The sequence below is a fragment of the Pseudofrankia inefficax genome (genome assembly GCF_000166135.1).
GTDB classification, from domain to species: Bacteria; Actinomycetota; Actinomycetes; order Frankiales; family Frankiaceae; genus Pseudofrankia; species Pseudofrankia inefficax.
In genome coordinates, this window is the sequence record NC_014666.1 from 2329789 (window position 1) to 2353528 (window position 23740).

At 71.5% G+C, this 23740-nt stretch carries 22 protein-coding genes; 10 read left to right on the forward strand and 12 right to left on the reverse strand.

The window, feature by feature from the left end:
* Positions 1-16: 16 nt before the first annotated feature.
* The 3 genes from FRAEUI1C_RS09490 to FRAEUI1C_RS09500 all read right to left on the reverse strand — a co-directional run bounded on the left by FRAEUI1C_RS09490 (position 17) and on the right by FRAEUI1C_RS09500 (position 1599).
* On the reverse strand, positions 17-439 hold the full coding sequence (locus tag FRAEUI1C_RS09490; RefSeq protein WP_013423078.1) for a type II toxin-antitoxin system VapC family toxin: 423 nt from the start codon (positions 437-439) through the stop codon (positions 17-19).
* Positions 436-672, reverse strand: a complete 237-nt coding sequence (locus FRAEUI1C_RS09495; protein ID WP_041259122.1) for a FitA-like ribbon-helix-helix domain-containing protein — start codon at positions 670-672, stop codon at positions 436-438. Before FRAEUI1C_RS09495 ends, FRAEUI1C_RS09490 begins: the two co-directional genes overlap by 4 nt.
* A gap of 249 nt (positions 673-921) precedes the next feature.
* Positions 922-1599, reverse strand: coding sequence for a TetR/AcrR family transcriptional regulator (locus FRAEUI1C_RS09500; RefSeq protein WP_368411187.1), 678 nt, complete (start codon positions 1597-1599; stop codon positions 922-924).
* A gap of 117 nt (positions 1600-1716) precedes the next feature.
* On the opposite strand from FRAEUI1C_RS09500, the gene FRAEUI1C_RS09505 reads away from it, so the two are divergent.
* Entirely contained in the window at positions 1717-3213 is a 1497-nt protein-coding gene (locus tag FRAEUI1C_RS09505) for an NAD(P)/FAD-dependent oxidoreductase (protein ID WP_013423081.1), read from the forward strand.
* A gap of 363 nt (positions 3214-3576) precedes the next feature.
* Positions 3577-4395 carry a hypothetical protein gene (locus FRAEUI1C_RS09510; RefSeq protein ID WP_198318733.1) on the forward strand — a complete coding sequence of 273 codons (819 nt, stop codon included), beginning with the start codon at positions 3577-3579 and terminating at the stop codon, positions 4393-4395.
* 63 nt (positions 4396-4458) lie between these two features.
* Here FRAEUI1C_RS09510 and FRAEUI1C_RS09515 read toward each other — a convergent pair whose 3' ends face one another.
* The 7 genes from FRAEUI1C_RS09515 to FRAEUI1C_RS09545 form a co-directional block, all read right to left on the reverse strand.
* The gene (locus FRAEUI1C_RS09515; protein WP_013423083.1) at positions 4459-5685 is read right to left on the reverse strand and encodes a styrene monooxygenase/indole monooxygenase family protein; all 1227 of its coding nucleotides are present in this window, start codon (positions 5683-5685) and stop codon (positions 4459-4461) included.
* Positions 5678-6316 (reverse strand): GTP-binding protein, encoded by a 639-nt coding sequence (locus FRAEUI1C_RS09520; RefSeq protein ID WP_013423084.1) that lies wholly within the window; start codon positions 6314-6316, stop codon positions 5678-5680. The genes FRAEUI1C_RS09515 and FRAEUI1C_RS09520 overlap by 8 nt, the downstream gene beginning before the upstream one ends.
* 140 nt (positions 6317-6456) lie before the next feature.
* Positions 6457-6873, reverse strand: a complete 417-nt coding sequence (locus FRAEUI1C_RS09525) for a DUF742 domain-containing protein (RefSeq protein ID WP_013423085.1) — start codon at positions 6871-6873, stop codon at positions 6457-6459.
* A 78-nt stretch (positions 6874-6951) separates the two neighbouring features.
* Entirely contained in the window at positions 6952-7395 is a 444-nt protein-coding gene (locus FRAEUI1C_RS09530) for a roadblock/LC7 domain-containing protein (RefSeq protein WP_013423086.1), read from the reverse strand.
* Positions 7396-7403: 8 nt separating this feature from the next.
* Positions 7404-8690, reverse strand: coding sequence for a sensor histidine kinase (locus FRAEUI1C_RS09535; protein ID WP_013423087.1), 1287 nt, complete (start codon positions 8688-8690; stop codon positions 7404-7406).
* A 486-nt stretch (positions 8691-9176) separates the two neighbouring features.
* Positions 9177-10187, reverse strand: coding sequence for an LLM class flavin-dependent oxidoreductase (locus tag FRAEUI1C_RS09540; protein ID WP_013423088.1), 1011 nt, complete (start codon positions 10185-10187; stop codon positions 9177-9179).
* Between the two features lie 31 nt (positions 10188-10218).
* On the reverse strand, positions 10219-11127 hold the full coding sequence (locus FRAEUI1C_RS09545; protein ID WP_013423089.1) for an SDR family oxidoreductase: 909 nt from the start codon (positions 11125-11127) through the stop codon (positions 10219-10221).
* A 281-nt stretch (positions 11128-11408) separates the two neighbouring features.
* Between FRAEUI1C_RS09545 and FRAEUI1C_RS09550 the strand changes: the two genes are divergently transcribed.
* From FRAEUI1C_RS09550 to FRAEUI1C_RS09565, 4 genes are read left to right on the forward strand one after another with little or no spacing between them, the layout of a single operon-like run.
* Entirely contained in the window at positions 11409-12299 is an 891-nt protein-coding gene (locus FRAEUI1C_RS09550; RefSeq protein ID WP_013423090.1) for a CoA transferase subunit A, read from the forward strand.
* Entirely contained in the window at positions 12296-13114 is an 819-nt protein-coding gene (locus tag FRAEUI1C_RS09555; RefSeq protein ID WP_013423091.1) for a CoA-transferase subunit beta, read from the forward strand. The genes FRAEUI1C_RS09550 and FRAEUI1C_RS09555 overlap by 4 nt, the downstream gene beginning before the upstream one ends.
* The gene (locus FRAEUI1C_RS09560; RefSeq protein WP_013423092.1) at positions 13111-14220 is read left to right on the forward strand and encodes an NAD(P)H-dependent flavin oxidoreductase; all 1110 of its coding nucleotides are present in this window, start codon (positions 13111-13113) and stop codon (positions 14218-14220) included. The genes FRAEUI1C_RS09555 and FRAEUI1C_RS09560 overlap by 4 nt, the downstream gene beginning before the upstream one ends.
* On the forward strand, positions 14217-14678 hold the full coding sequence (locus tag FRAEUI1C_RS09565) for a hotdog family protein (protein WP_013423093.1): 462 nt from the start codon (positions 14217-14219) through the stop codon (positions 14676-14678). Before FRAEUI1C_RS09560 ends, FRAEUI1C_RS09565 begins: the two co-directional genes overlap by 4 nt.
* A gap of 25 nt (positions 14679-14703) precedes the next feature.
* Here FRAEUI1C_RS09565 and FRAEUI1C_RS09570 read toward each other — a convergent pair whose 3' ends face one another.
* A complete protein-coding gene (locus tag FRAEUI1C_RS09570; protein ID WP_013423094.1) occupies positions 14704-15591 on the reverse strand; it encodes an SAM-dependent methyltransferase in 888 nt (295 codons plus the stop codon).
* Between the two features lie 581 nt (positions 15592-16172).
* On the opposite strand from FRAEUI1C_RS09570, the gene FRAEUI1C_RS09575 reads away from it, so the two are divergent.
* The 3 genes from FRAEUI1C_RS09575 (at position 16173) to FRAEUI1C_RS09585 (ending at position 20559) form a co-directional block, all read left to right on the forward strand.
* The gene (locus FRAEUI1C_RS09575) at positions 16173-16817 is read left to right on the forward strand and encodes a TetR family transcriptional regulator (protein WP_013423095.1); all 645 of its coding nucleotides are present in this window, start codon (positions 16173-16175) and stop codon (positions 16815-16817) included.
* A 431-nt stretch (positions 16818-17248) separates the two neighbouring features.
* A complete protein-coding gene (locus FRAEUI1C_RS41590) occupies positions 17249-18955 on the forward strand; it encodes a hypothetical protein (RefSeq protein ID WP_013423096.1) in 1707 nt (568 codons plus the stop codon).
* A gap of 8 nt (positions 18956-18963) precedes the next feature.
* Positions 18964-20559, forward strand: coding sequence for a glycoside hydrolase family 57 protein (locus FRAEUI1C_RS09585; RefSeq protein ID WP_041259125.1), 1596 nt, complete (start codon positions 18964-18966; stop codon positions 20557-20559).
* A gap of 123 nt (positions 20560-20682) precedes the next feature.
* Here the strand turns inward: FRAEUI1C_RS09585 and FRAEUI1C_RS09590 are convergent, their stop codons facing one another.
* Positions 20683-21816, reverse strand: a complete 1134-nt coding sequence (locus tag FRAEUI1C_RS09590) for an LLM class flavin-dependent oxidoreductase (protein ID WP_013423098.1) — start codon at positions 21814-21816, stop codon at positions 20683-20685.
* Positions 21817-22234: 418 nt separating this feature from the next.
* On the opposite strand from FRAEUI1C_RS09590, the gene FRAEUI1C_RS09595 reads away from it, so the two are divergent.
* Positions 22235-23728, forward strand: a complete 1494-nt coding sequence (locus FRAEUI1C_RS09595; RefSeq protein WP_232425362.1) for an aldehyde dehydrogenase family protein — start codon at positions 22235-22237, stop codon at positions 23726-23728.
* Positions 23729-23740: the final 12 nt, after the last annotated feature.

Below are 23740 nucleotides of genomic sequence, written 5' to 3' on the forward strand. Positions count from 1 at the left end.
TCGTGAGGCCGCCTGGTCAGGCCACCTCGGGACAGACGAGCACCTCACACCGGGGGCCCGACGCACGGCCGAGCCGGGCGTCGAGCGTGACCAGCGGTGCTGGTAGCGCCTCGGCGAGCGCGACGTACGCGGCGTCGTAAGCGGTGAGATTGGCGCGTAGGTCCCAGGCGCGATCAGCAAGACTCGCATACGCGAGTCGCCTGACGGGCATCGCGAGAAGGTCCGCGTGTGCGAGCGTGGCTTCGCTGGGGTCGAGGATTCCGGCGAGGAGGTGGCGACGCAGGATGTTCGCGGCCTCGAAGGGCATCAGCTCCGGGGCGAACAGCGCCGCACCATCGACCACCTTCGCCACCCAGGTGCCTGCCGGTCCGGCGTCGGTCAGCAGCGCCACAGCCGCCGAGGCGTCCAGCACCACCGGGGACGAGAGCTGCGCCGTCATCGGCGGTCCGCGTCGCGATCAGTGATGATCCGTTCGGGATCGAGCCGGGTCCCGGTGGCCTGCACGCGTGACCTCGCGCGGGCGATGACGTCCTCAGCCGTCGGCTGGGACGCGAGGTCGATGAGCTGGCGGAGCACGTACTCCTGCAGAGAGCGGCCGCTGCGAGCCGCGCGCGCGGCGAGCTCGTCGCGGATCTCCTCGGGGACGTTGCGGATGGTGAGTGCCACGACCATGACTGCATTCTGCCAGCGAGGCCAGCGAAACGTCATCCGATTGGCGCGGCGCCACTGAACGACTGGTGTGCTCCCTGTCATCCGGTGTCTCCCATGCGAACGTTGATATCTGATGGCTATGACAGTTAATTCTCAGACACTGATGGCTACGTCACTACCGTAGTGCACCTCGCCGCGCCGGACAAAGGGGGGCGGAGCGGCAGGTGGTCACCGCGAGAGCAAGCGCCGCGGCGTTGGCTCCGGGTGCGGCTAACCGGCTGGGGCGTAGGCGCGGACGAAGAGGCTGACGTTGGCGTGGAGCGCCGATTCGAGTTCTGGGGAGCCGAAGAGTGGGGGAGCGGCCAGGGCGAAGGTGCCGAGCTCGGTCATCTGCCACGAGGCGCCGGTGACCAGGGTGACGAACTGGCCGGCCGCGCGGGCCGGGTCGTCGATGGACAGCGCGCCGGCGTGGGCGAGGCGGGCCAGGCAGCCGATGAGCGCGGGCCAGACGGGCGTCGCCACGCGCTTCTGCCAGAGCGCCAGCAGCTTCGGATGGCGGGGGGCCTCGGTCTGGACGAGCAGCCGTAGCGACGCGGTGTCAGGGCTCGCGTAGACGTCGGTGATCCGGCGGGCCACCTCGTTGAGGTAGCGGGCAGCGTCGTCCACGCCGCCGACCCGGTCAGGGAAGGCGTGCGTCGTGCCGCGCAGCGCCTCGAGGTTCGCCGAGATCCGCTCGTCCACGACGGCGAGGAAGAGGGTCTCCTTGTCGCCGAAGTGGTTGTAGACGGTCTGGCGGGAGACGGGGGTGGCCGAGGCGATGTCGTCGAGGCTGGTCGCCGCGTAACCCTGCCCCGCGAAGACCTCGAACGCGGCCCTCATGATCGCGTCGCGTTTCGCCTGTCGGCCGCGGCTCGGCGTCGTGACGGCACCCGCCGCGTCCGTGGCCACCGGCACAGGCTACTCTCCTGGACTCATGCGCCCAGAAATTTGGACATCAGTGTCTAGATTCATGGACGAGAGTGTCTCGTCTGGGCGTTCCAGGTAGTCGACCAAGGAGAGGGAGACGTGACTTCCCCGCAGGTTCCGCACACGGTGGTCATCGGCGCCGGGCCCGCCGGCCTGACCGCCGCCTTCCAGCTGGCCGCCCGCGACGCTGCCGTCACGGTGTTCGAGGCCGACGACGTGGTCGGTGGCATCAGCCGGACCGTCGAGCGTGACGGTTGGCGGTTCGACATCGGAGGGCACCGGTTCTTCACAAAGGTCACCGCCGTCGACGCGCTGTGGCACGAGATCCTGCCCGCCGAGGATTTCCTGCTCCGGCCCCGGATGAGCCGGATCTATTACCAGGGAAAGCTCTACGACTACCCGCTGCGGGCGATGAACGCGCTGCGCAATCTCGGGCCCGGGCAGGCGGCGCTCGCCATCGGCTCCTACGCTCGCGCCAGGCTGCACCCGCCCCGGGACCAGAGCAACTATGAGGCCTGGCTGGTCGCGCGTTTCGGGTGGCGGCTCTATCGCACGTTCTTCAAGACGTATACGGAGAAGCTCTGGGGAATGCCGGTCAGCGAGATGCCGGCGGACTGGGCGGCGCAGCGGGTGAAGAACCTCTCGCTGTCGTCCGCGATCGTCAACGCCGTGTTGCCGAGACGCAACCAGAAGGACATCACCAGCCTGATCGAGGAGTTCCACTATCCGAAGTACGGCCCCGGCATGATGTGGGAGACGTGCCGCGACAAGGTCGAGGAGATGGGCGGCACCGTCACGCTGAACACCGCCGTCACCGCGGTCCACCACGCGGACGGACGGGCCGTGGCCGTCACCGTCCGCTCGGGTGCCGGCGCGCCGACCCGCGTGCCGGCCGACCATGTCATCTCCTCGACGCCGCTGTCGGCGCTGGTGCTGGGCATGGACCCACCGGCGCCGCCGGAGGTCGTCGCGGCGGCGAAGGACCTGCGTTACCGCGACTACCTGACCGTCGCCCTCGTCGTGCCCGCCGAGTTCAGCTTCCCGGACAACTGGATCTACATCCACGACCCGGGCGTGAAGGTCGGCCGCATTCAGAACTACGGCTCCTGGTCGCCCTACCTGGTCAAGGAGGGACGGACCTGCCTCGGCCTGGAGTTCTTCGTCTTCGAGGGGGACGACATGTGGTCGAAGCCGGATGACGACCTGATCGCGCTCGCCACGGATGAGTTGGAACGGCTTGGCCTCGTGCGCCCTGGGGCGGTCGAACGGGGTTACGTCGTGCGGGTGCCGAAGGCGTACCCGACCTACGACCAGTTCTACCGGCGCAACGTCGAGGTCATGCGTGAATGGCTCGCCGAGAACGTCCCCAACGTTCACCCCGTCGGCCGTAACGGCATGCACCGTTACAACAACGCCGACCATTCGATGCTGACCGCGATGCTGACCGTGGAGAACATCCTCGACGGCACCCGTCACGACGTCTGGACCGTCAACGTCGAGGAGGAGTACCACGAGCAGAAGAAATCCGGTGGCGGGCCGGGCGGCACCGGCCGTGACGCGCCGGTCCTTCCCCGCCGGGACCCTCGCCCGCGGTGACGACGCCGGGGTGGGGCCGCCTGAGTCCTGGTACCCGACCTGACGGGAGCGTGGGCGCGTCTGCCGGCCGGGATGGTCCGCGGGCGCGCCACGCCGGAGTGTGGTAGCGGAGCCAGCCGACGTGGTACCGCTAGCCTGCCCTCGATGGTTACCGTGGGTAGTCGCCGTGGCCGGCTTGGGGTCATCCGTTCCCTCGCGGTGACGCTGGTCGCCGCCGGAGGCGTCGGGGTGGCCGGATTCGTCGGCCCGCCCGCGTCGGCGTCAACCCCGGCGGTGACGCTGCCATCCGGGGTGACGCTGCCGTCCGGGGTGACGCTGCCATCTGGGCTAATGCTGCCAGTCGGGGTGGGGGTGCCGGTGCCGGTGGCATCGGACGCGGGGCGGCTGCCGCCGTTCGGTCCGATCGGGCTGGAACGGGAGACCATCCCGCTCGGGACGCTCGACGTTCCCGGCTTCCTGACCACCGGGCCGCTCGTCGCCGCGCTCGACCAGGTGCCCGCCGGACCGGGCGAGCTCTACACGGTCGGCCGGCTGCAGGCGTACGGAATCCACACCCTCGACGGCAAGGTGAACATCAGGACCGCGATCGCCGAGATCGCCCACGTCGGGCCGACGAACGAGCTGGCGCCCTACCTGCCCGGCGTCGGGCATCTGGTCGTGGGCGACGGCTCCTGGGAGGCCATCCCTCCGGGCACCCCGGGCCTGCTGTACTCCCGGCCGCAGTACCGGATCGCGGTCTTCCCGTGGTTCGGCGCCGTGGAGGTGACCGCGCACGTCCCGGCCGCGCTGGCCCCACGCACCGCCGTGCGCGGCCTCTTCACGGGCCTGAGCGCGGCCCAGCTCGCGCTGATCATCCATGCGATGTGGCCGAACGTGCTGCCGCCGCTGGTCACCTACGCGGCGAACGACCCGTGGCTCGGCCTGCTCGACCCGGGAGCGGCCGAGTGGCCCGGCGCGGACGTCGGGGTCAGCCTGCTCGACGTCGTCAAGCCGGCGCTCGGCCCGATCTTCCAGCCGATGCTGGCCTCGATGGCCGGCTCGGCTCCGGGTGGTCCGTCGCTCGACGCGCTCGGCCCGGCGCTGCTGTCCAAGCTCGCGCCGCTGTCGAGCACGCTCGGGCCGCTGCTGGGAAAGATCGGGCCGCTGTTGGCGCCGCGGGCCGCGTCGCCGGTCGCGAAGTGACTTCGGGAGGGCGTGCCGACGGCCCCGTGCCTGAGGCGCGGGGCCGTCGGGCTGGCGAGCGGGCTAGACGCCGGCCAGGTAGGTGGCGGTCTTCGCCGGGTCCATGAACCACTCGAAGTAGTCCGGCGGGTTGTCGAAGCCGTTGACGAACCGGCGGGCGACCGCGTCCTTGGCCTGCGCGGTGCCCAGGATCTGCAGGACGTGCTCCGGCGGCGGCCCGAGCAGCGCGTTGGTCCACGTGGTGACGAACTGGGCGTAGGACCAGTAGGTCTCGAACGCCGTGGTCATCCACTCGCGGTCGAACGGCTTGTCGCCCTGGGCCAGGATGCTGTCCAGGTACGAGACGGCGCACTTGGCCGCGTTGTTCGAGCCCTGGCCGGTGATCGGGTCGTTGGCGACGACGACGTCGGCCATGCCGAGCACGAGGCCGCCCGACGGCAGCTCGCCGACCGGCTGGCGTACCACCGGGGTGTACCCGCCGGCCAGGGTCGCCCGCGCATCGGTGAGCTCCACGTCAGCGCAGCGCTCGTACTCCCACGGGACGTACGTCTTCACCAGGTCCAGCAGCCGGCGCAGGTGCTCGTCGGGGCCGGGCTGGTCGGCGAACACGTCCAGCGGCCCGCCGGGGACGCCTTCGAAGAACAGGATGTCGCAGTTCCCGCTCAGCGTGTACGACGGGATCACGAACAGCTCGCCGGCGCCGGGGGCGATGTTGAACCGGACCCCCGGGCTGTCCGGGTGCTCCGGGCGCGGCGCGAGGCCGTGCACGTACGCCAGCGACAGCGCGCGCTGCGGGGCGGTGAACGGCGAGCGCTCCGGGTCCCGGTCGAACAGGCCGACCAGCTCGCCCTTGCCCGCCGCGACGACGACGAGGTCGTAGTGCGCGGTCAGCGAGTCCAGGTCGCCGGTGGTGACGCCGTGGATGATGAGCTTCCCGCCGCGCTGCTCGAACAGCTCGATCCAGCCGGCCATCTTCACCCGCTGGTCGATGGACTGGGCGTAGTGGTCGAGCTGGCCGAACCAGTCGAGCGCCCGGCTGCCGTCCGGGGCCAGCACGGAGACGCCGAGGCCGTCGATGTGGACGGCTTCGGCCTCCCAGAGGTTCAGCCCGTGGTCGCGCTCGCCCTGCAGCGAGGTGTGGAACATCGCCTGCGTCGACATGACCCGCCCGCCGCGGATCTCCTCCGGGGTCCGGGCCGACATCACGGTGACGTCGTACTCGTTCTCCTGGAGCATCAGGGCGAGTTGCAGCCCGGACTGGCCAGCCCCGACGACCAGCACTTTACGCATGTGTTCGTGCCTTTCTTAGCTCCGGCGTCTCGGTCAGCGACAACGTGTACAGCACGAGCTCACGCAGGGTTTGCACAGTGGACGCCGGATCGCGGGCGTCACAGGTGACCAGCGGTGTTCCCGGCCTGAGGGCCAGCGCGTCGCGCACCTCATCCAGGTCGTGCCAGAGCTCGCCGTCGAATCGGTTCACGGCGACGATGAAGGGCACGTCGGCGTCGTTCTCGAAATAGTTGATCGCGGCGAACGACTGGTCGATCCGACGGGTGTCCACCAGGACGATGGCCCCCAGCGCGCCACGCGACAGGTCGTCCCACATGAACCAGAACCGCGCCTGCCCCGGTGTGCCGAACAGGTAGAGGACGAGGTCGGAGTACAGCGTGATCCGGCCGAAGTCCATCGCGACCGTGGTCGTCAGCTTCCCGTTCGGCGGCAGGTCGTCGACCCGCTCGCTCGCCTCGGTCATCCACGCCTCGGTGTTGATCGGCGGGACCTCGGACACAGAGCCGACGAAGGTGGTCTTCCCGACCCCGAAGCCGCCCGCGACGACGATCTTCGCCGAGATGGTGAGCGTGCCGGAAGAACCGCCGTCGCCCGGTAGGCCACCCTGATACGACCCGTTCAGCTGGCTCATCTCGGCAGGGCTCACGTCCGTGTTCCTAGTTTCATGGCGCCTGATTTCCTGGCGTGGGTCTGGAAGTGGCTCTCGCGCGGTGGCCGGACCGGCCCGGGAGATTCCATGAGACGGTACTCCGGTGATCCGCCCGACGCTTCTCAGACGGGAAGTTCCCGCAGGCCCCTGAGGATTCGCTCCAGCACGTTGCGGTCATCCCGGAACGCGTGTGCCGTCGGATGGATGAGCACGGCGCCCTGTGTCGCCAGGTCGCTGATCAGCACACGGACCACCCCTAGCGGAATGGAAAGCAGCGCGGACAGCTCGGCGATCGACATCTGCCCGCGGGCGCGCTCGTAGAGCGCCTTCGACTCCGGCATGAGCGCCTCGCTCAGCATCGGGTCATAGCGCGGGACGGACACGAGGGTCTCCACCAGCAGGTGATAGCGCGACCGGGTGCGCCCGCCCGTCAGCGCGTAGGGGCGGACCCGCTTGCTGCGAGCCGTGTGCGCCGGCTTGGCCCGCGGCTCCTCCCCCTTCACCTGCGGCTCCTGTCCCTTGATCACCTGGGGCACCATCACGATCCTCTGGTCGTCTCGACGCGAGCGGCCTGGCGGGGCTGTGTCACCGGGACGGCGTCGGTCACTGGGACGGGGTCAGCCACTGGGACGGCGCCCGACCAGCACCCGCCGCAGGTCCGCGCGCAGCTCGGGGGTGAGGGCGTGCCCGGCGTGCATCACGAACTGGGTCATCTCGTAGGCGACGACCTTCATGTCGCAGTCGGGGCTGGTGAGCACGGCCAGGCCCGCGCCGGCGTCGATCCCCATGAACAGGAAGTAGCCCTGGGAGAGCCGCACGATGATCTGTTCGCAGGTGCCCTTGCCGAACAGGGCCGCGCTGTTGCGGGCCAGGCTGAGCATCCCGCTGGCGATCGCGGCGAGCCGCTCGGCCTCCTCGGTGGTCATCTCCTGGGACGAGGTCAGCGAGAGCCCGTCCGACGACATGATCAACGCGTGGGTGACGCCGTGCACCTTGCGGACGAAGTCGTCGATCAGCCAGGTGAAGTCGGTTTCGGGGTGGCCGGTGTGCTCCTGGGTCACGTGGGTCCTCAGTCCGCTCGCCGCTCGTCGCGGGCGGCGCGCTCGCCCTCGGAGAACGCGCCCAGATCCGCCAGTAGTTGCTTGTGGCCGACCGTCGGATCGACGGCCTCGGCCGCGCCCTCGGGTGCGCCCGTTCCCGCGCGCGCCGCGGTGCGCGCGCCGATGGCGTCCCCGTAGGTGTCCCGCAGGCTGTGCGACACCCGCCGCGGCAGGCCGCTCGCGGTGGTGCCGGCCGACGCCGCCGCCGGCGGCGGGCTCGCCGGCGCCGGCTCGGCGCGCCGGGCGGGCAGCCGCCCCGCCCCCCGCGTGCCGGCGGCGGGCCGTGAGCCATTCCCGTTCAGCGCGGCGCTCACCATTCGATCCTCGACGTCCCCCGACTGCCTGGGGCCGTCGGCGCCCGCCGGAACCGAGACGGTCTGCAGCCCCGACCAGCCGGCGTCCGGCAGCTCGCAGACCAGCGGCGCGGGCAGCAGCACCGAGCCGGTGGTGCCGTGCGGATGCCGATGGTCCAGCCACACCTTGATGCCGTGCCGGGTGGCGAGGCGGCGGACCACGGCGAGCCCCATGTGCCGGACCGCGTCGTCGTCGAGCACGGGGTCGGCCGTGAGCCGCTGGTTGATCTGGCGCAGCCGCTCGGCCGGCAGCCCGATGCCCTCGTCCTCGATCCGCAGCAGCGCGCTGCCGGTCTCGGTGAGGTGGGCACCGACCCGCACCGGCGAGTGCGGGGGCGACGACTTCGTCGCGTTGTCGAGCAGCTCCGCGAGCAGGCGGCTGACGTCCTCGGCGGCGAACCCGACGACCCCGAGGTTGACCACCCGCCCGACGGTGACCCGCTGATAGTGGTCGATCGACGACATCGCGCCGCGGATCACGTCGACCAGCGAGGAGGTCTGCGACCCCTGCTCGCCCGCGTCCCGGCCGGCGAGCACCCGCAGGTTCTCGGCGTTGCGGCGCAGCCGGGCGGCGAGATGGTCGAGCCGGTAGAGCTCGGCCAGCCGGTCGGCGTCCTCCTCGCGCGACTCCATCTCCTCCAGCTGCGCGAGCAGCGTGTCGACCAGGTTGAGATCCCGCAGCGCGAGGTCGGCGCAGATCGCCGACAGGGCCTCCTCCGCCGGGCTGGGCGTCGCCGCCGCGCGGACGCCTGGCACCCGCGAGCCCGCGGGCGGCTGTGTCCGGACGGATCGCGCGGGCGTCGAGCGGGTCGGCGGTGGCGCGAGCAGCTGCGCGGCCGCCTCGCGCGAGCCGCCCAGCAGCGCACGTGACCGGTTCAGGAGTTCCCGAGCGCGCGTCGTCATACCAGCCTGGATGCTCCTCGTCGTGCGGGGCTTTTTTCCACGCGGACCGGTGGGCGGCCGGTGTGGCACAAGCGGACGCGTCACACCGGGGAGTCGCCTCCCGGCCCGGTCGCTCGCTGGCCTCGCCGACTTTCCGCCGGTGTTGACGATCCGGAGATTCGCGGTCCGCGGGGGCGTTCAGGGCCGCTATCTGGGGATTGCCGTCCAACATGGGGTGGTTTGAGCGTACCGTCCCGGCCGCACCGCGTATCGCGGGCAGCCGGAGGACCACGCGAGGCAACACTCGCTGTAATCAGCCGCGGCTCGCGGGCCGGGTCGGCTCCGAACAGTCAACCCGCGCTGGCTGACAACTCCAGCACGACGAGCAGCCCCCGGCGTGACTTTCGGGCCAAAAGCGAGAGGAGAAGGTCCCGAGCCTGGGCGTGGAAAAGCTCACCGCTCGAGCTTCGGCCCAAAGGCGCCTCTACAGCCGGTAGCCGGCCTCGGTCAGCCGGTGGGAGCGGCCTCGGCGGCGACGCGGGGAAGCACCTTCTCGACGAACAGGCGCAGGCTTTCCCAGCCGCGCTCGGGCGGCATTCCGCCGCACAGCGGGTGCAGCACGGTCACCGGGCCCAGCTCGCCTGGCCCGGCGGACAGGCCGCGTCGTACACATTCGTCCGGCGTCAGAATCCGGTAACGGCCCTCGGCGCGCAGCTCGTCGACGGTCGTCGCGTGCGAATGCGCGGCCGAGGTCTGTCCCTCCGGCTGCCAGGACGAATACAGCGTCGCCTCCGCCAGGAAGTGCTCGCCGAGTTCCGCCCACGCCTTGTCGGGGTCCTCGGCGACGTGCACGAACGCCGTTTCCGCCGGCGGCATCACGACGAAACCGGAGGTGCCCTGCTGGGTGCACTGCTCGTAGTAATAGGCCTCCAGCTCGGGCAGGTTGTTCGCCGGGCACAGCGGCAGCCCGAGCCGGGCCGCGCGGCGCGCCGAGACCTTCGCGGAGCCACCGACCCAGAGCAGCTGGGCCGGTGGGCTCGCCGGTGGCGGCGTCACCCGGACCGTCCGGCCGCGGTACTCGAACGGCTCGCCGGTCCACGCGGCCAGCATCGCGGTCAGCGACTCGTCCATCAGGGCCCCGCGCCTCGACCAGTCCAGGCCGGCGTCCGCGTACTCCACCGGTCGATAGCCGAGGCCGGCGACCGCGGTGATCCGACCGCGGCCGGCCAGGTCGAGCACCGCGAGCTGCTCGGCCAGCCGCAGGGGGTCGCTCAGTGGCACCAGCAGCGCCTGGACGATGACGTGCACCCGCTTCGTCGCGCCGAGGATCAGGCCCGCGTTGACCAGCGGCGCCGGGCTCCAGCCGTTGTCGGCGCCGTGGTGCTCCTCCAACGACACCATCGGGATGCCGGCCTCGTCGGCGTAGCTGGCCATCTCGATGCCGGCCTGGTACGCCGCTGCGAGCGCGCCCCGGTCGAGGCCGGGCACCGCGAAGTTGAACCGCAGCACAGAAAGCATGGCTGATCTCCCATTCCCTGGCGGCGGCGCGTCAGGCTCCGTAGACCGGTTCGGCCGGGGGAGCGGCCGCGAGCAGCTTGTCGACGGCGACCCCGACCTGGGCCGTCTCCCAGCGGGCGCCGCGGTCGATCGGCACCCCGTGCCGCCAGCCGCTCGCGACGGCGAGCTTCCCGCCCTCGACCTCGAAGACCTGGCCGGTCACGTGCGCCGAGCGCTCGCTGCCCAGCCACACCACCAGCGGCGCGATGTTCGCCGGGTCCATCGCGTCGAAGCCGGACTCGACCGGCGCCATCGTGTCGAAGACGCCCTCGGTCATCCGGGTCCGCGCCGACGGGGCGATGGCGTTCGCCGTCACCCCGTAGCGGGCCAGCTCGGTCGCGGCGATCAGTGTCAGCGCGGCGATCCCGGCCTTCGCGGCGCCATAGTTGCCCTGCCCGACGCTGCCCTGCAGGCCGGCGCCGGAGCTGGTGTTGATGATCCGGGCGTCCGGGCGCCGGCCGGCCTTGGCCTCGTCGCGCCAGTAGCCGGCGGCGTGCCGCAGCGGCGCCGCGTGCCCCTTGAGGTGGACGCGCACCACCGCGTCCCACTCCTGCTCGGTCATCGAGACGAGCATCCGGTCGCGCACGAAGCCAGCGTTGTTGACCAGCACGTCGAGCCGGCCGAACGTGTCCACGGCGGTGCGCACGAGCGCCTCGGCCCCGGACCAGTCGGCGACGTCGTCGGTGCTCACGACCGCCTCGCCGCCGAGCGCCCTGATCTCCTCGACGACGCCGCTCGCGACGGGCTCCCCGGCGGCGGCGCCGTCCAGCGCCACCCCGACGTCGTTGACGACGACCCGGGCGCCCTGGCGGGCGAACTCCAGCGCGTGTGCCCGGCCGATGCCCCGTCCCGCGCCGGTGACGATCACGACCCGGCCGGCACAGACCCCGCCCTCGCCCACAACGTCCCGGGTTCGCTCCCGGGGTTCCTGCCGGATCGGCGGAGCCGATCTGGTAGGTCCGGCTTCGCTTGCAGCGTCTCTGGTTCGCTCCGTCGCTTCACTCGCTACGCGGCCGTCCTCGTACCTCGGACGTCCACTACGCTCGCTCACTCCTTCGCTCACGCGTCATCTCCTCGCGGTGGCCGTCGACGGCTGGTAACTTACCCGACCAAGCAAGCGCTTGTGTAGATGTACGCCGTGGGGTCCGGACACCGGCCGCACGCTCTGCTGAGGGGCGGTTGATGGGCGCGAAGCTGACCACGGTCGGTGCCGCCGTCGCGGCGGTCGAGAGCGGGATGACCATCGGGATCGGCGGCTGGGGCTCGCGCCGCAAGCCGATGGCCCTGGTCCGGGCGCTCGCCCGCGGGCCGGCCACCGACCTGACCGTCGTCACCTATGGCGGCCCCGACGTCGGCCTGCTCGCCGCGGCCGGGAAGATCCGCGTGCTGGTCAGCGGGTTCGTCTCGCTGGACTCGATCGCGCTGGAGCCGCATTTCCGGGCCGCCCGCCAGCGCGGCGAGATCGAGTTCCGCGAGCTGGACGAGGGCATGCTGCAGTGGGGCCTGCTAGCCGCCGCGCACCGGCTGCCGTTCCTGCCGATCCGGGCCGGCCTCGGCTCGGACGTCCCGGCGACCTTCCCCGGCCTGCGGACCGTCAGGTCGCCCTACCCGGACGGCGAGGAGCTCGTCGCCATGCCGGCGCTGCCCCTCGACGTCGCGTTCGTGCACGCGAACCGGGCCGACGCCGCCGGGAACGCGGCCTTCCTCGGCCCCGACCCGTACTTCGACGACCTGTTCTGCCTCGCCGCCCGCCACCGGGTGCTGTCCTGCGAGCGGGTGGTCGAGACCGCCCAGCTGACGAAGGAAGCCCCGGTCCAGGCACTGCGGATCAACCGGATGATGGTCGACGCGGTCGTTGAGACGCCGAACGGCGCCCATTTCACCAGCTGCGTCCCCGACTACGACCGCGACGAGACGTTCCAGCGTGCCTACGTGGCGGCGGCCGCGGCGGGTGGGGGCTCGCAGGACTGGGCCGCCTTCCACGAGCGGTACCTGGCCGGCGACGAGGCCGGCTACCAGGCCGCGGTCCGGGCCCAGCAGTCGCTTCGGGGCGAGAAGGAGACCGGTCGATGACGCAGCCCGAGGCGGCCCCGGCCCGGCCGATGCCAGCGGTCGGCGGGCCGGTCGCCCGCCGGGCAGACGTCTGCGCGCTGGCGTGCGCCGAGGCCTTCCGCGGCGCCGGTGAGATCCTCGCCAGCGCCTTCGGGACCGCGCCCGCGCTCGGCGCCCGGCTCGCCCGCCTGCTGTTCGCCCCCGACCTGGTGCTCTCCGACGGCGAGGCCATGCTGCTGGCCAACACCCCGCCGCTGGGCGCGCCCCCGTCGGAGGCGGTCGTGGAGGGCTGGCTGCCGTTCCGGTCCGTGTTCGACGTCGTGGCCGCCGGCCGCCGTCACGTGATCATGATCCCATCGCAGCTCGACGCCTTCGGCAACATGAACATCTCCGCGGTCGGCCCGCACGCCCGCCCGAAGGCCCAGCTCATCGGCACCCGCGGCGCCCCGGGAAACACCGTCAACCACGCCACCAGCTACTGGGTGCCCAGGCACGGGCCGCGGGTGTTCGTCGAGCGCGTCGACGTCGTCTGCGGCGTCGGCTACGACCGAGCCCGCGCGGCCGGCCCGTCCGCCACCCGCTTCCACGGCCTGGGCCGGGTGGTCACGGACCTCGCCGTCCTCGACTTCGCGAGCCCCGACAACCGGCTGCGGCTCGCCTCCGTGCACCCGGGCGTGACCGTCGACGAGGTCCTCGCCGCGACTGGCTTCCCCCTCGTCCTGCCGGCCGCCGGGTCGGACGCCGTACCGGTGACGCCGGAGCCGTCGGCCGCCGAGCTGGACCTGCTCGACGTGCTGGACCCCAAGGGACTGCGCTACCGCGAGGTGGCCGCGTGAGTGGCGACCCGCGGCTGGAGACGGCGTTCACCCGCCTCACCGGGGCGCGCTACCCGATCGTCCAGACCGGGATGGGATGGGTGTCCGGCGCCCGGCTGACCGCGGCGACCTCGGCCGCCGGCGGGCTGGGCATCCTCGGTTCGGCGACGATGACGCTCGACCAGCTGGCCGGTGCGGTCCGCGCGGTGAAGGAGCGCACCGACGCGCCGTTCGGCGTCAACCTGCGGTCCGACGCCGAGGACGTCGAGGACCGGGTCGCGCTCATGGTCCGCGAAGGGGTGCGGGTCGCGTCGTTCGCGCTCGCGCCGCGCAAGGACCTGTTCGCCCGGCTGCGCGACGCCGGGATCGTCACGATGCCGTCGGTCGGGGCCCGCCGGCACGCCGAGAAGGTCGCCTCCTGGGGCGCCGACGCGGTGCTCGTCCAGGGTGGGGAGGGCGGCGGGCACACCGGCGCCGTCCCGACGTCGCTACTCGTGCCGCAGGTGGTCGACGCCGTCGACATCCCGGTGGTCGCCGCGGGCGGCTACTTCGACGGCCGCGGCCTCGTCGCCGCGCTCGCCTACGGCGCCGCCGGCATCGGGATGGGCACCCGGTTCCTGCTCACGGCCGACAGCACCGTCGCCGACAACGTCAAGGCGCACTACCTGGCCGCCGGCGTCGACGGCACTGTCGTCACCACCCGGGTCGACGGCGTGCCGCACCGGGTGCTGCGGACTCCGCTGGTCGACGGGCTGACCTCGGCCGGCCCGCTCACCCGGTTCCCGCGCGCCATCCGCAACGCGGCCGCGTTCCGCCGGGCCTCGGGCGCGACCTGGCGCGGGCTGCTGCGTGAGGGCCGGGCGCTGCGCTCGCACGGCGGGCTGACCTGGAGCCAGGTGCTGATGAGCGCCAACACCCCGATGCTGCTGCGCGCGTCGATGGTCGAGGGCCGTGACGACCTCGGGCTGATGACGTCCGGCCAGGTGGCGGGTCTGATCGACGACGTGCCGACGGTCGAGGAGCTGGTCGGCCGGATCGTCGCGGAGGCGGCCGCCGTGCTCGACCGGCTCGCGGCCTCCGGCGCCGCCGCGCCGCGACCGGTCGCCGTGGCCCCGGAGCCCGGATGAGCAGGCCGGCGGCGGCACCGCTCGTGCTGACCGGTGTGGACGCCGTGCGCGCGGCGGTCGGCCGTGAGCTCGGGCCGGCCGGGCCGGTGCTCGTCGGCCCCGAGCGGGTCGCGGCGTTCGAAACCGCCACTGGTTGGCCGGCCGGGCCGCCTTCGACGTGTGCCGGGCCGACGTCCGGCCGGGCGGTGCCGAAGCTGCTGCTGCTGTCGCTCGTGAACGACGTGTTGCCGCGGCTCGTCGATGTTCGAGGCTTCGCGATGGGTGTCAACTACGGCACCGGCCCGGTACGATTTCCGGCCGGGCTGCCGGTCGGTGGCGCCGTCCTGGGCAGCCTGATGATCACCGAGGTGGCGGACGTTCCCGGCGGCGTCCAGGTCACCTTCCGGGTCACCCTGACCGCCGGCGACACCGACCACCAGGTCTGCGTCGCCGACAGTCTCGCGCGTTACCTGGACTAGGCCAGGGCCGCCTGGGGCGGGGGCGTCAGGCCGGCTTGTGGCCGACGCCGGCCCAGACGATGGTCTGCTCCGGCTCGTCCGCGCGCCACTTGGTCGCGAGCACGACGCCCGGGTCGAGCAGGTCCCAGCCGTCGAAGAACGGGACGACCTGCTCCTGGCTGCGGAACGTGATCGTCGCGCCCGCCGACGCCGATCGCAGCAGGGCCGCGGCCGCGAGCGCGTCGGCGCTCGGGGTGCTCGTCTGTGCCCCGGCGCTCGCGATGCCCGGATGGGACAGGACGAGGTAACTGCCCGCCGGCAGCGCCTCGGCGAGAGTGCGCACGACGTCGTACGGAGACTCGTCGTCACTCACGCAGTGCATGATCGCGACCAGCATGAGCGCGACGGGCTGGCTGAAGTCGAGGAGTTCCGCGGCCTTGGCGAGCAGGGCGCCCGGCTCGCGGACGTCTCCCTGGACGTACGCGGTCGCCCCGTCGGTGGTGCTGGTCAGCAGAGCCTGCGCGTGGGCCAGCACGATCGGGTCGTTGTCGGCGTAGACGACCCGGGCGTCCGGCGCGGCGCGCTGGGCGACCTCGTGGGTGTTGTCGGCGGAGGGCACGCCCGTGCCGATGTCGAGGAACTGGCGGATGCCGCGCTCGGCGGCGAGCAGGTGCACCGCGCGCCGCAGGAAGGACCGGTTCGCCCGGACGCTCTGGGTGGTCGACGGCATCGCGGCGAGGACCTTCTCGGCGACCTCCCGGTCAGCCGGGTAGTTGGTCTTGCCGCCGAGCCAGTAGTCGTAGATCCGGGCGACGTGCGCGACGTCGGTACGGAGGTCGACGGGCTCGCCGTCCGGCCCGGGGGTGACCTCGTCGGCGGCTATCGCCGACTGGAAGTCCCACGACCGGCCCTCGTCGGTGCCGCTGTCTGCCACCAGGCTTCCTTTCCCAGATGTCGCGTGCGTCCGACGCTCGCGGGCGGTTGAACCGGCGGGGACGGTGGCGACCAGCCAGGCCGGTGCCACCTATTCGACCTGCTCTGCGTCGGATAGTAGCCCCGCGTCCGGTATCTCGGCGCCGAGCCACGGATACGGTGCGCGGCACGCGGCCGGTCGCCGCGGCGGGCCCCGCGGCGACGGCTGTCGGCGCCGGCCGTGCGCGGTCGGGGTTGCGTTCTGTCACCGCTGGCGTGACGTTCCCCCGCCCGGGGGCACCGGACAGCTGAGCCGCCCGGACCGCTCCTGACGGGCGACCTGCCTGCCCGCGGGCTCGGGGCCGATCGCACCGGAGCGACTTAGGCAACAGATTCGTCCGATATGCCCGTCACTCTGCGAAGCTGGACGAGCCGGCGGGCGCGCTCCAGGGCATCCGGGACCGGCCACCGGCGATCGGGGGAGCCGCCGGCTGGGGCGCGACACGGTGCCTGAGCCTGTGGAGCCGTCCGCGTGGGCCTAGAGTAGAACAGGATCTAGTTTTGGTGGCGGCGGTTGCGTCGAGCGCCAGTGAGGAGGCCCCGGTGAGCGAAACGGTGGCCGCGGCGGCCACGTCGCCGGCGAAGGGCGTGCCGGCCACGACGGCGACCCCCTCCCAGCAGGCGCGCCGGGAACGCATGCTTTCCGCTGCGCTCGCCCTGGCCAGCCAGGGTGGCTACGACGAGGTGCAGATGCGCGAGGTGGCCGAGCAGGCCGGGGTCGCGCTGGGCACCCTCTACCGCTACTTCCCGTCCAAGGTGCACCTGCTCGCCTCGGCGCTGGCCCGTCATCTGTCCGGGCTGCGCGAGGCCGTGCTCGACCCACTGCCCGGCTCCGCCGACCCGCCGACCCGCGTCATGGCGATGATGAACCGCCTGGTCGACGAGCTCAGCCGGGACCGGCTGGTCGCCGAGGCCCTCATCCAGGCGATGACGCTCGCGTCGGCGACCGTCGGCACCGAGATCGACGACGTCGACGAGGCGATGATCGGCCTGATCGGCGTCGCCGCGTTCGGGCCCGACCACGTCGTCGACGAGCGGGACAAGCTGATCACCAACATCATCGGCAAGGTCTTCCTCAGCGACCTGCGCTACTGGCTCGGAGACCGGATGACCCTCGAGGGCGTCCGGGCCTCCCTGGGCGACACCGTCGCCGTCGTCCTCGCCGGGCAGCAGGCACTCGTCCGCTAGAACGCCTTCCGTGGCTCCCGTGTAGCCGGTCTCCGTACCTGTCTTCAAGGACGCTGACCCTCGTGCCGTGACCGCCACGGTCCGCCGGAACGGGTGAACCGTGCCGGAAGCGGCTCTAGCGCTGGTCGGTGGGGCGTCCGTTCTCGATAGGTGAGTGTTGCCGGCGACGCACGGCGAATTCGAGTAGCACGGCTGCGAGCAGCTCGCCTGGTGGCTTTCGCCGCGGCGGGGTAGAACCCGGCGATCCTCGGCGCGCCGAAGGCCTGCGAAGACCCTCAGCGCGAGACATACTGTGACTAGCGAAACAGGCCGGCGTCCGCCTTGCGGTTCCGCGAGGTCAGGCAGTCCTTGAAGCGTCTACGGCAAACGTCCGCCCGCGAGGGCCCTCCTGGTTGGCCTGACCAATGACGACGAATGATCATGCTAGCGGGATGCCGGTTTTCGAGGGTGTGTTGCTGCTTGCCCGCGCGCCGGAGTCCGCCTATGTGGTGTGGAATGTCAAAGGTGACGCCGTCCTGCCGGGAACGCTCCGCCTGGTCGATTTAGACAGCGGGGTCACGGTCGCCTCTCATCGTGTTACTGAATGGCACGGAACCCAGGAACTGTCGCTGCCGGCGCCGGGACGAAGGTACGTCGCCGAGGCCTGGTCCGGGTCGGCCGACCCGGACCAGGCTGTCGTGCTGGCTCGATCGAACGAGATCGCCGCTCCGCCCAATGCGCCCCGGCCGGCGCGCCAGCCGACGTTCGCGACAGCACAAGATTTGCGCCGCGCGGTCGCGAGTGGGAAGCAGGTGCGGCCCACCGCCGGGGTTTCCGTCAGCGCGACCGCCCTGGCCAGTGGCTTCGCGCGCGCCGTCGGGGGGCGACGCCCGGCCGTCTGGATGGTGTGGCCGGGCGCGGCCGGCTCCGAGGCACGCTTGTTCGGCTTCGGTTCGGAAATGCGGCTGGCCGTCGGCACCAGCGGCGGCAGCCTACGCACCGAGGTGCTGCCACTGCGCTTCCTCACGGCTTCGACGGTCAGGACGCCGCGCGCGCTTATGACAGCGGCTAACGCGCTTGCGCGTGCGCTGTGGTTCGGCGGCACGACCGAGCAGGCGCATGCGGCCGCCCGTGCCCTTGTCGCCGCCATGGCGGCAGTGGGAACCCCGGACGGGATCGCGATCGTGGTCGGCCCGTCGAGGCCAACGGCGGCGGCACCCCTCGCCATCCGCTCCTTTCGGGCGGCCGACGGAGGAACGGCCGTCAATGGAGCAGCCGTCAATGGAGCAGCCGGCGATGGGGCAGCCGCGGGCGGGACATCCGACGGAGGGACGGCCGACGGCGGGGTTTCGACCCAGACGGCCCTGGTGACGAGTCCGTCCGGAGTCGCAGGGGTCGGCTCGGCGTTGACCGGGTTCACGGCGGCAGCTACCGGAGCGCTCGCTCGGGCGGCCGGAGAGGACGCGATAGCCACGATCCTGGGTTTCACCTCGGATCTCGCGTGGACCATGTCAGCTGGTTTTGGCCTCCTGTCGGTGCTCATTCCATCTCCGATCGGGCCGGAACCGTCTTTTCCGCCGGTGACTGCCTCCGTCGCGAACGAAGACGGCTCCACGACCTTCGTATTGGCGGATGGCAAGGCGGTGACCCTCGGGCCGCCGACGTTCGACGACGGGACCACCACCACGGCGAACGCGGACGGATCCCTGACGGTCACCGGGCCGGATGGGACGACCGTGACCGTCGGGCCGCCGACGTTCGACGACGGGACCAGCACGACTACGAACCCGGACGGTTCCGTGACGGTCACCGGTCCCGATGGCAGCACGGTCACGCTCGGGCCGCCCGAGATGGGCGGAGACTCCAGCGACGGTGCGGCCGGCGGATCTGGCAGCGGAGGCTACGAAGGCGGCGGAACTGGCGGCGGTTATCCCGGTGGCGGCTATGAGGGCGGCGGCGGGTACGAGGGCGGCGGAGCCTACGAGGGCGGCGGCTACGAGGGTGGCGGCTACGAAGGTGGCGGCTACGAGGGCGGCGGCTATGAAGGCGGCGGTGGGTACGAAGGCGGCGGCTATGAGGGTGGCGGGTATGAAGGCGGCGGCTATGGCGGAGAGGGTGGGGGCGGCGGCGAATACGGGGGAGGGGGCGGCTACGCGTGAATGACCCGGTGACTGGCCAGGTGGTGCTGGCCCTGCACGCCCACCTGCCGTTCGTGCGCCACGTCGACGACCCGAATGCGTTGGAGGAGGACTGGCTTTTCGATGCTCTTACCGACTGCTATCTGCCGTTGCTAGGAGTGCTCGAAGGCTGGGCCGCGGACGGGGTCACGGCGACGATGACGGTGTCGTTGTCGCCGACACTGTTGGCGATGCTGTCCGACGATCTCCTGCGAGACAGATACTCGCTCCGGCTTACCAGGCTGCTGAGCTTCCTCGACGGCGAGCGGAGGCGCTTCCGGACGGACGAGACGATGCGTGCGCTCGTCGACTTCTACGCGGAACGTTTGAGTTCGACCTACGACCGGTTCCACGGGCGTTACTCGCGTGATGTCGTAGGGGCGTTCGTCGCGATGGAGAAGGCGGGTGTCGCCCGGCTCATCACGACGAGCGCGACGCACACCTACCTGCCGGCCTTTGACCAGGCGTATCAGCGGGCGCAGCTCCGCCTCGGCATCCGGGCGTTCACCGAGCGCGTCGGTCACCGGCCCGAGGGCCTGTGGTTGCCCGAGTGCGGCTTCACGCCAGGACTCGACACGCTGCTGGCGGCGGAGGGCATGCGCTACTTCTTCGTGGAGTCACATGCCGTCGAGTACGCCGACCCTCGGCCTGTGTTTGGCACGAACGCCCCCATCGCCTGCCCGAGCGGGGTGGTCGCGTTCCCCCGGAACCAGGAGTCCACGGTCATGGTCTGGAACGCCGACGCCGGTTACCCGGGGGACGGCCGGTACCGGGAGTTCTACCGGGACGCCGGGCATGACCGGGCCGCGGCCGACCTTGAGGGCTTGGTCCTCGATGACGGAAAGCGACGCAACACCGGCATCAAGTACCACCGGGTAACTGACCGTACTCTCGGCCTGGGCGACAAGCACCTGTATGACCGGGAGGCGGGGCTCGCGGCCGCAGCCACTCACGCGCGGCATTTCGTGGCGGCGCGCGCGCATGAAGCGAGCACAGTGTCGGCCCTGACCGGCCAGCCGGCCGTCATGGCAGCCCCCTTTGATGCCGAGTTGTTCGGCCACTGGTGGTTCGAAGGCCCGGAATTCCTCGACGTTGTCGGCAGAGCCTGCGCGGCCCGGACAGACATAGGACTGGCCGATCCGATGGATGTGATCGCGGGCACGGCCGGGTTGCAGGTCGCCATGCCAGCCGCGTCGTCCTGGGGCTGGGGTGGGTACAGCGAGACCTGGATCAACGAGCAGAACCTGTGGATGTGGCCGCACCTGCGGGCCGCGGCCGCCCGGATGGCGGGCGTCGCGTCGGCCGCTGGGCGTCCGACGGCCCTCCAACGCCGAGTGCTGAACCAGCTGGCACGTGAGCTCGTTCTCGCCACGGCGAGTGACTGGCCGTTCATGGTGACGGCGGGAACGATGGGCCCGTACGGGGAACGACGCGTCCGCACGCATCTGACCCGTTTTCAGGCTCTGCTTGACCAGTTCGAGACCTCGGCGGTCGACCAACTGTTTCTCGCCAGGCTCGAAGCGGACGACAACATCTTCGGTTCGCTCGACTACCAGGACTTCGCGGCGGCGAGCGGCATCTCCTAGCCGGTTGTGGCGCCTCCACTGACCACCCGGGCCATGCCTGAGAAGCAGGTGGAAACGGGCCCCGCGCCATCACGGCGCGGGGCTTCGCGCGTTCCATCAGGCCCCGGCCCGGCCGGGGGAGGTTCAGGCCTTCGCGGCGAGCTGGGCCTCGCGCTGGCGGGTGGTGCTGTGGACCGGGTCCTTGTCGAACTTCGGCAGGACGTGGCGCCCGAATGTGTCCACGGCCTCGACGGCTACCTCGATCGGCATCGTGGTCGAGAGCATGCCGAAGACGAGCTGGTCGGCCCCTATGTTGACGTAGCTCTGGACCGCGCGCTCGACCTCGTCCGGGTCGCCGATGCAGATCGTGCCGGCCCGGACGCCGAGTTCCAGGATCTCGACGGTCGGCTCCGGCAGGGTCGCGGGCCAGTCGGGCACCCAGTTCGGCTTCGGGAACGTGTCCAGGTAGCGGTAGACCTGGCTGTGCTGGTAGCTCATGGTGATGTCGGTGGCGATCTGCCGGGCCCGGTCGCCGTCCTGGAGGCACAGCATCTGGCTGGTCACCATGATGTTGTTGTTGATGTAGCCGCCGATGGGCTCGGCCTTCTCGATGTTCTTCTTGTAGGTCTCGATGAGCGGCGCGAGCTCCTCCGGTGAGCTGTTGGCGAAGCACAGCACGCCCAGGCCCATCTTGGCCGCTTTCTCGAACGTCCCCGGGTTGCCGGCGGCGACCCACAGCGGCGGGTGCGGCCGGGTGTAGGGCTTCGGCAGGACGTTGCGCTCGGGCATGCTGAAGAACTGGCCGTCGTGGGCATACGGCTGGTCCTTCCACATCTTCGGCAGCTCGGCGACGACCTCGTCGAACATCAGCTTGGTGAGCGCCGGGTCCTCGATGCCGAAGCCCTTCTGCTCCGTGCTCGACGAGCCCCGTCCCATGCCCAACTCGAACCGGCCGCCGGACAGGTGGTCAAGCATCGCGGCCCGTTCGGCGATCCGGGCCGGGTGGTTCACCGGCGGCGTGATGTTGAAGATGCCGCTGCCGATGTGGATGTTGCTGGTGGTTCCGGCGACGTAGGCGAGGAAGACCTCGTTCGCCGACAGGTGTGAGTACTCGTCGAGGAAATGGTGCTCCGTCGCCCACGTGTACTTGAATCCGGCGCGGTCAGCGGCCTGTGTCCAGGCGACCTCGTCCATCAGCCGGCTGTGTTCCGCGCCGATCGGGTCGCGGTCTGACAGCCGCTTGGGCAGGTAGAGCGAGTTGAAGATCCCGAACTCCATGAACGAGGCCACCCTTCGCCTGCTGTCTGGTGGTTGCTGGTACGCCGGCGGCGGCGACACGCATGCGCGCCAAGGCCCCGCGGGCGTGTGTGCCCGCCGTGCGTCTGGCCGCCGGCCCCCGCCCCGGCCCGCGCCGGAGCTACCCGCCCGACGAGCCCTCTCTCTCGTCCCGCGGGCTGAGCGTCACCTCAGCCGCTGACCGTGCGAGGGGGAAGTTCACTGTCGGCTTCGAGGTAGAACCTGTTCTACACTCTAGCCGCGACAGGCCGCCACACAAGGGGCCTGATGCTCCGTCAGAAACCGTCGCCCTCGGCGGTCCTTCGCGCCGGACGGCCGAAGGAGCCCGAGGACGCCGGCCCGGGGGAGTGCGAGGAACCACGGCCTTCGGTCGCGTGACCCGGCGACGGGTGCGCCGCCTGTGGCCACTCCAGCGGACGAGGGGGTACACGCCATGGGCGTCCCGAGCAGCCGGATCTACCTGGCCGGCGAGTGGGTGGAGCCGGCCGGCGGTCACTACGACGTCGTCAACCCGGCCACCGAGGAGGTCGTCGGCACGGCACCGGAGGCGAGCGCGCAGCAGGCGGAACAGGCCGCGACGGCCGCGAAGGCGGCGTTCGAGGGCTGGGCTTCCGCGAGCCCGGCGCACCGGTCGGAGGTGCTCGGCCGGGTCGCCGACCTGCTGACGAAGTACAACGACGACCTGGTCCCGCTGGTGCAGGCCGAGACCGGCGCGACGATGCGGGTCGCGTCCACCATGCAGGTGCCGGTGGCCGTCGAGCGGTTCAGCCGCTACGCGCGGCACGCGCTGGAGTCGTCGCTGGTCGCGCTGCCGCCGCAGGCGATCGACGCGACCCCGCTGGCCCCGGGTGGGCTAGTCGGCGCTGTCGCCCGCCGGGCTCCGGTCGGCGTGGTCGCCTGCATCACCCCGTACAACTTCCCGCTGGTGAACCTGGCCGGCAAGGTCGCGCCGGCGCTGGCGATGGGGAACACCGTCGTCATCAAGCCGGCCCCGCAGGACCCGCTGCAGGTGCTGCGGTTCGCCGAGATCGTCCACGAGGCCGGGGTGCCGGCCGGGGTGGTCAACGTCGTCACCGGGTCCGGGGTGGACACCGGCGCCGCGCTGGTGGCCTCGCCCGACGTCGACATGATCAGCTTCACCGGGAGCACCGCCGTCGGCCGCAGGATCGGCGAGGCCGCCGGCCGGGACATGAAGCGCCAGCTCATGGAGCTCGGCGGCAAGGGCGCCGCGATCGTGTTCGAGGACGCCGACCTCGACCGGGCAGCCTCCGGCATAGGCAGCACCTGGGCCTTCCACTCCGGCCAGATCTGCACCGCCCCGACCCGGGCCCTGGTCCACCGCTCGGTCCACGACCAGCTGGTCGAGAAGCTCGTCGGCTACGCCGGGTTCTGCCCGGTCGGTGACCCGCTGCTGGCCTCGACGGTCGTCGGCCCGCTCATCTCGGCCAGCCAGCGCGACCGGGTCGAGGCACTCGTCGCCGAGGGCGTCGGGGCTGGCGCGACCGTCGCCGTCGGGGGTCAGCGCCCCGAGCTGGACCGTGGCTTCTACGCGGCGCCGACGCTGCTGACCGGCGTCACGCCGGACATGTCCGTCGCCCAGGAGGAGTTCTTCGGCCCGGTCGTGGTCGTGCTCGCCTTCGACGACGAGGACGAGGCGGTCCAGATCGCCAACGGCACCCCGTTCGGCCTCTACGACTACGTCTTCTCCGGGGACACCGCGCGCGCCTACCGCGTCGCCACCCGGCTGCGCAGCGGCAACGTCGGGATCAACACCGTCGCCCGCAACCACGAGACGCCGTTCGGCGGCTTCAAGCACAGCGGGGTCGGCCGCGACTGCGGCGCCTTCGCGCTGCAGGCGTACAGCGAGCTGCAGAGCATCGTCTGGCCCGGCTGAGCGCCACGACCT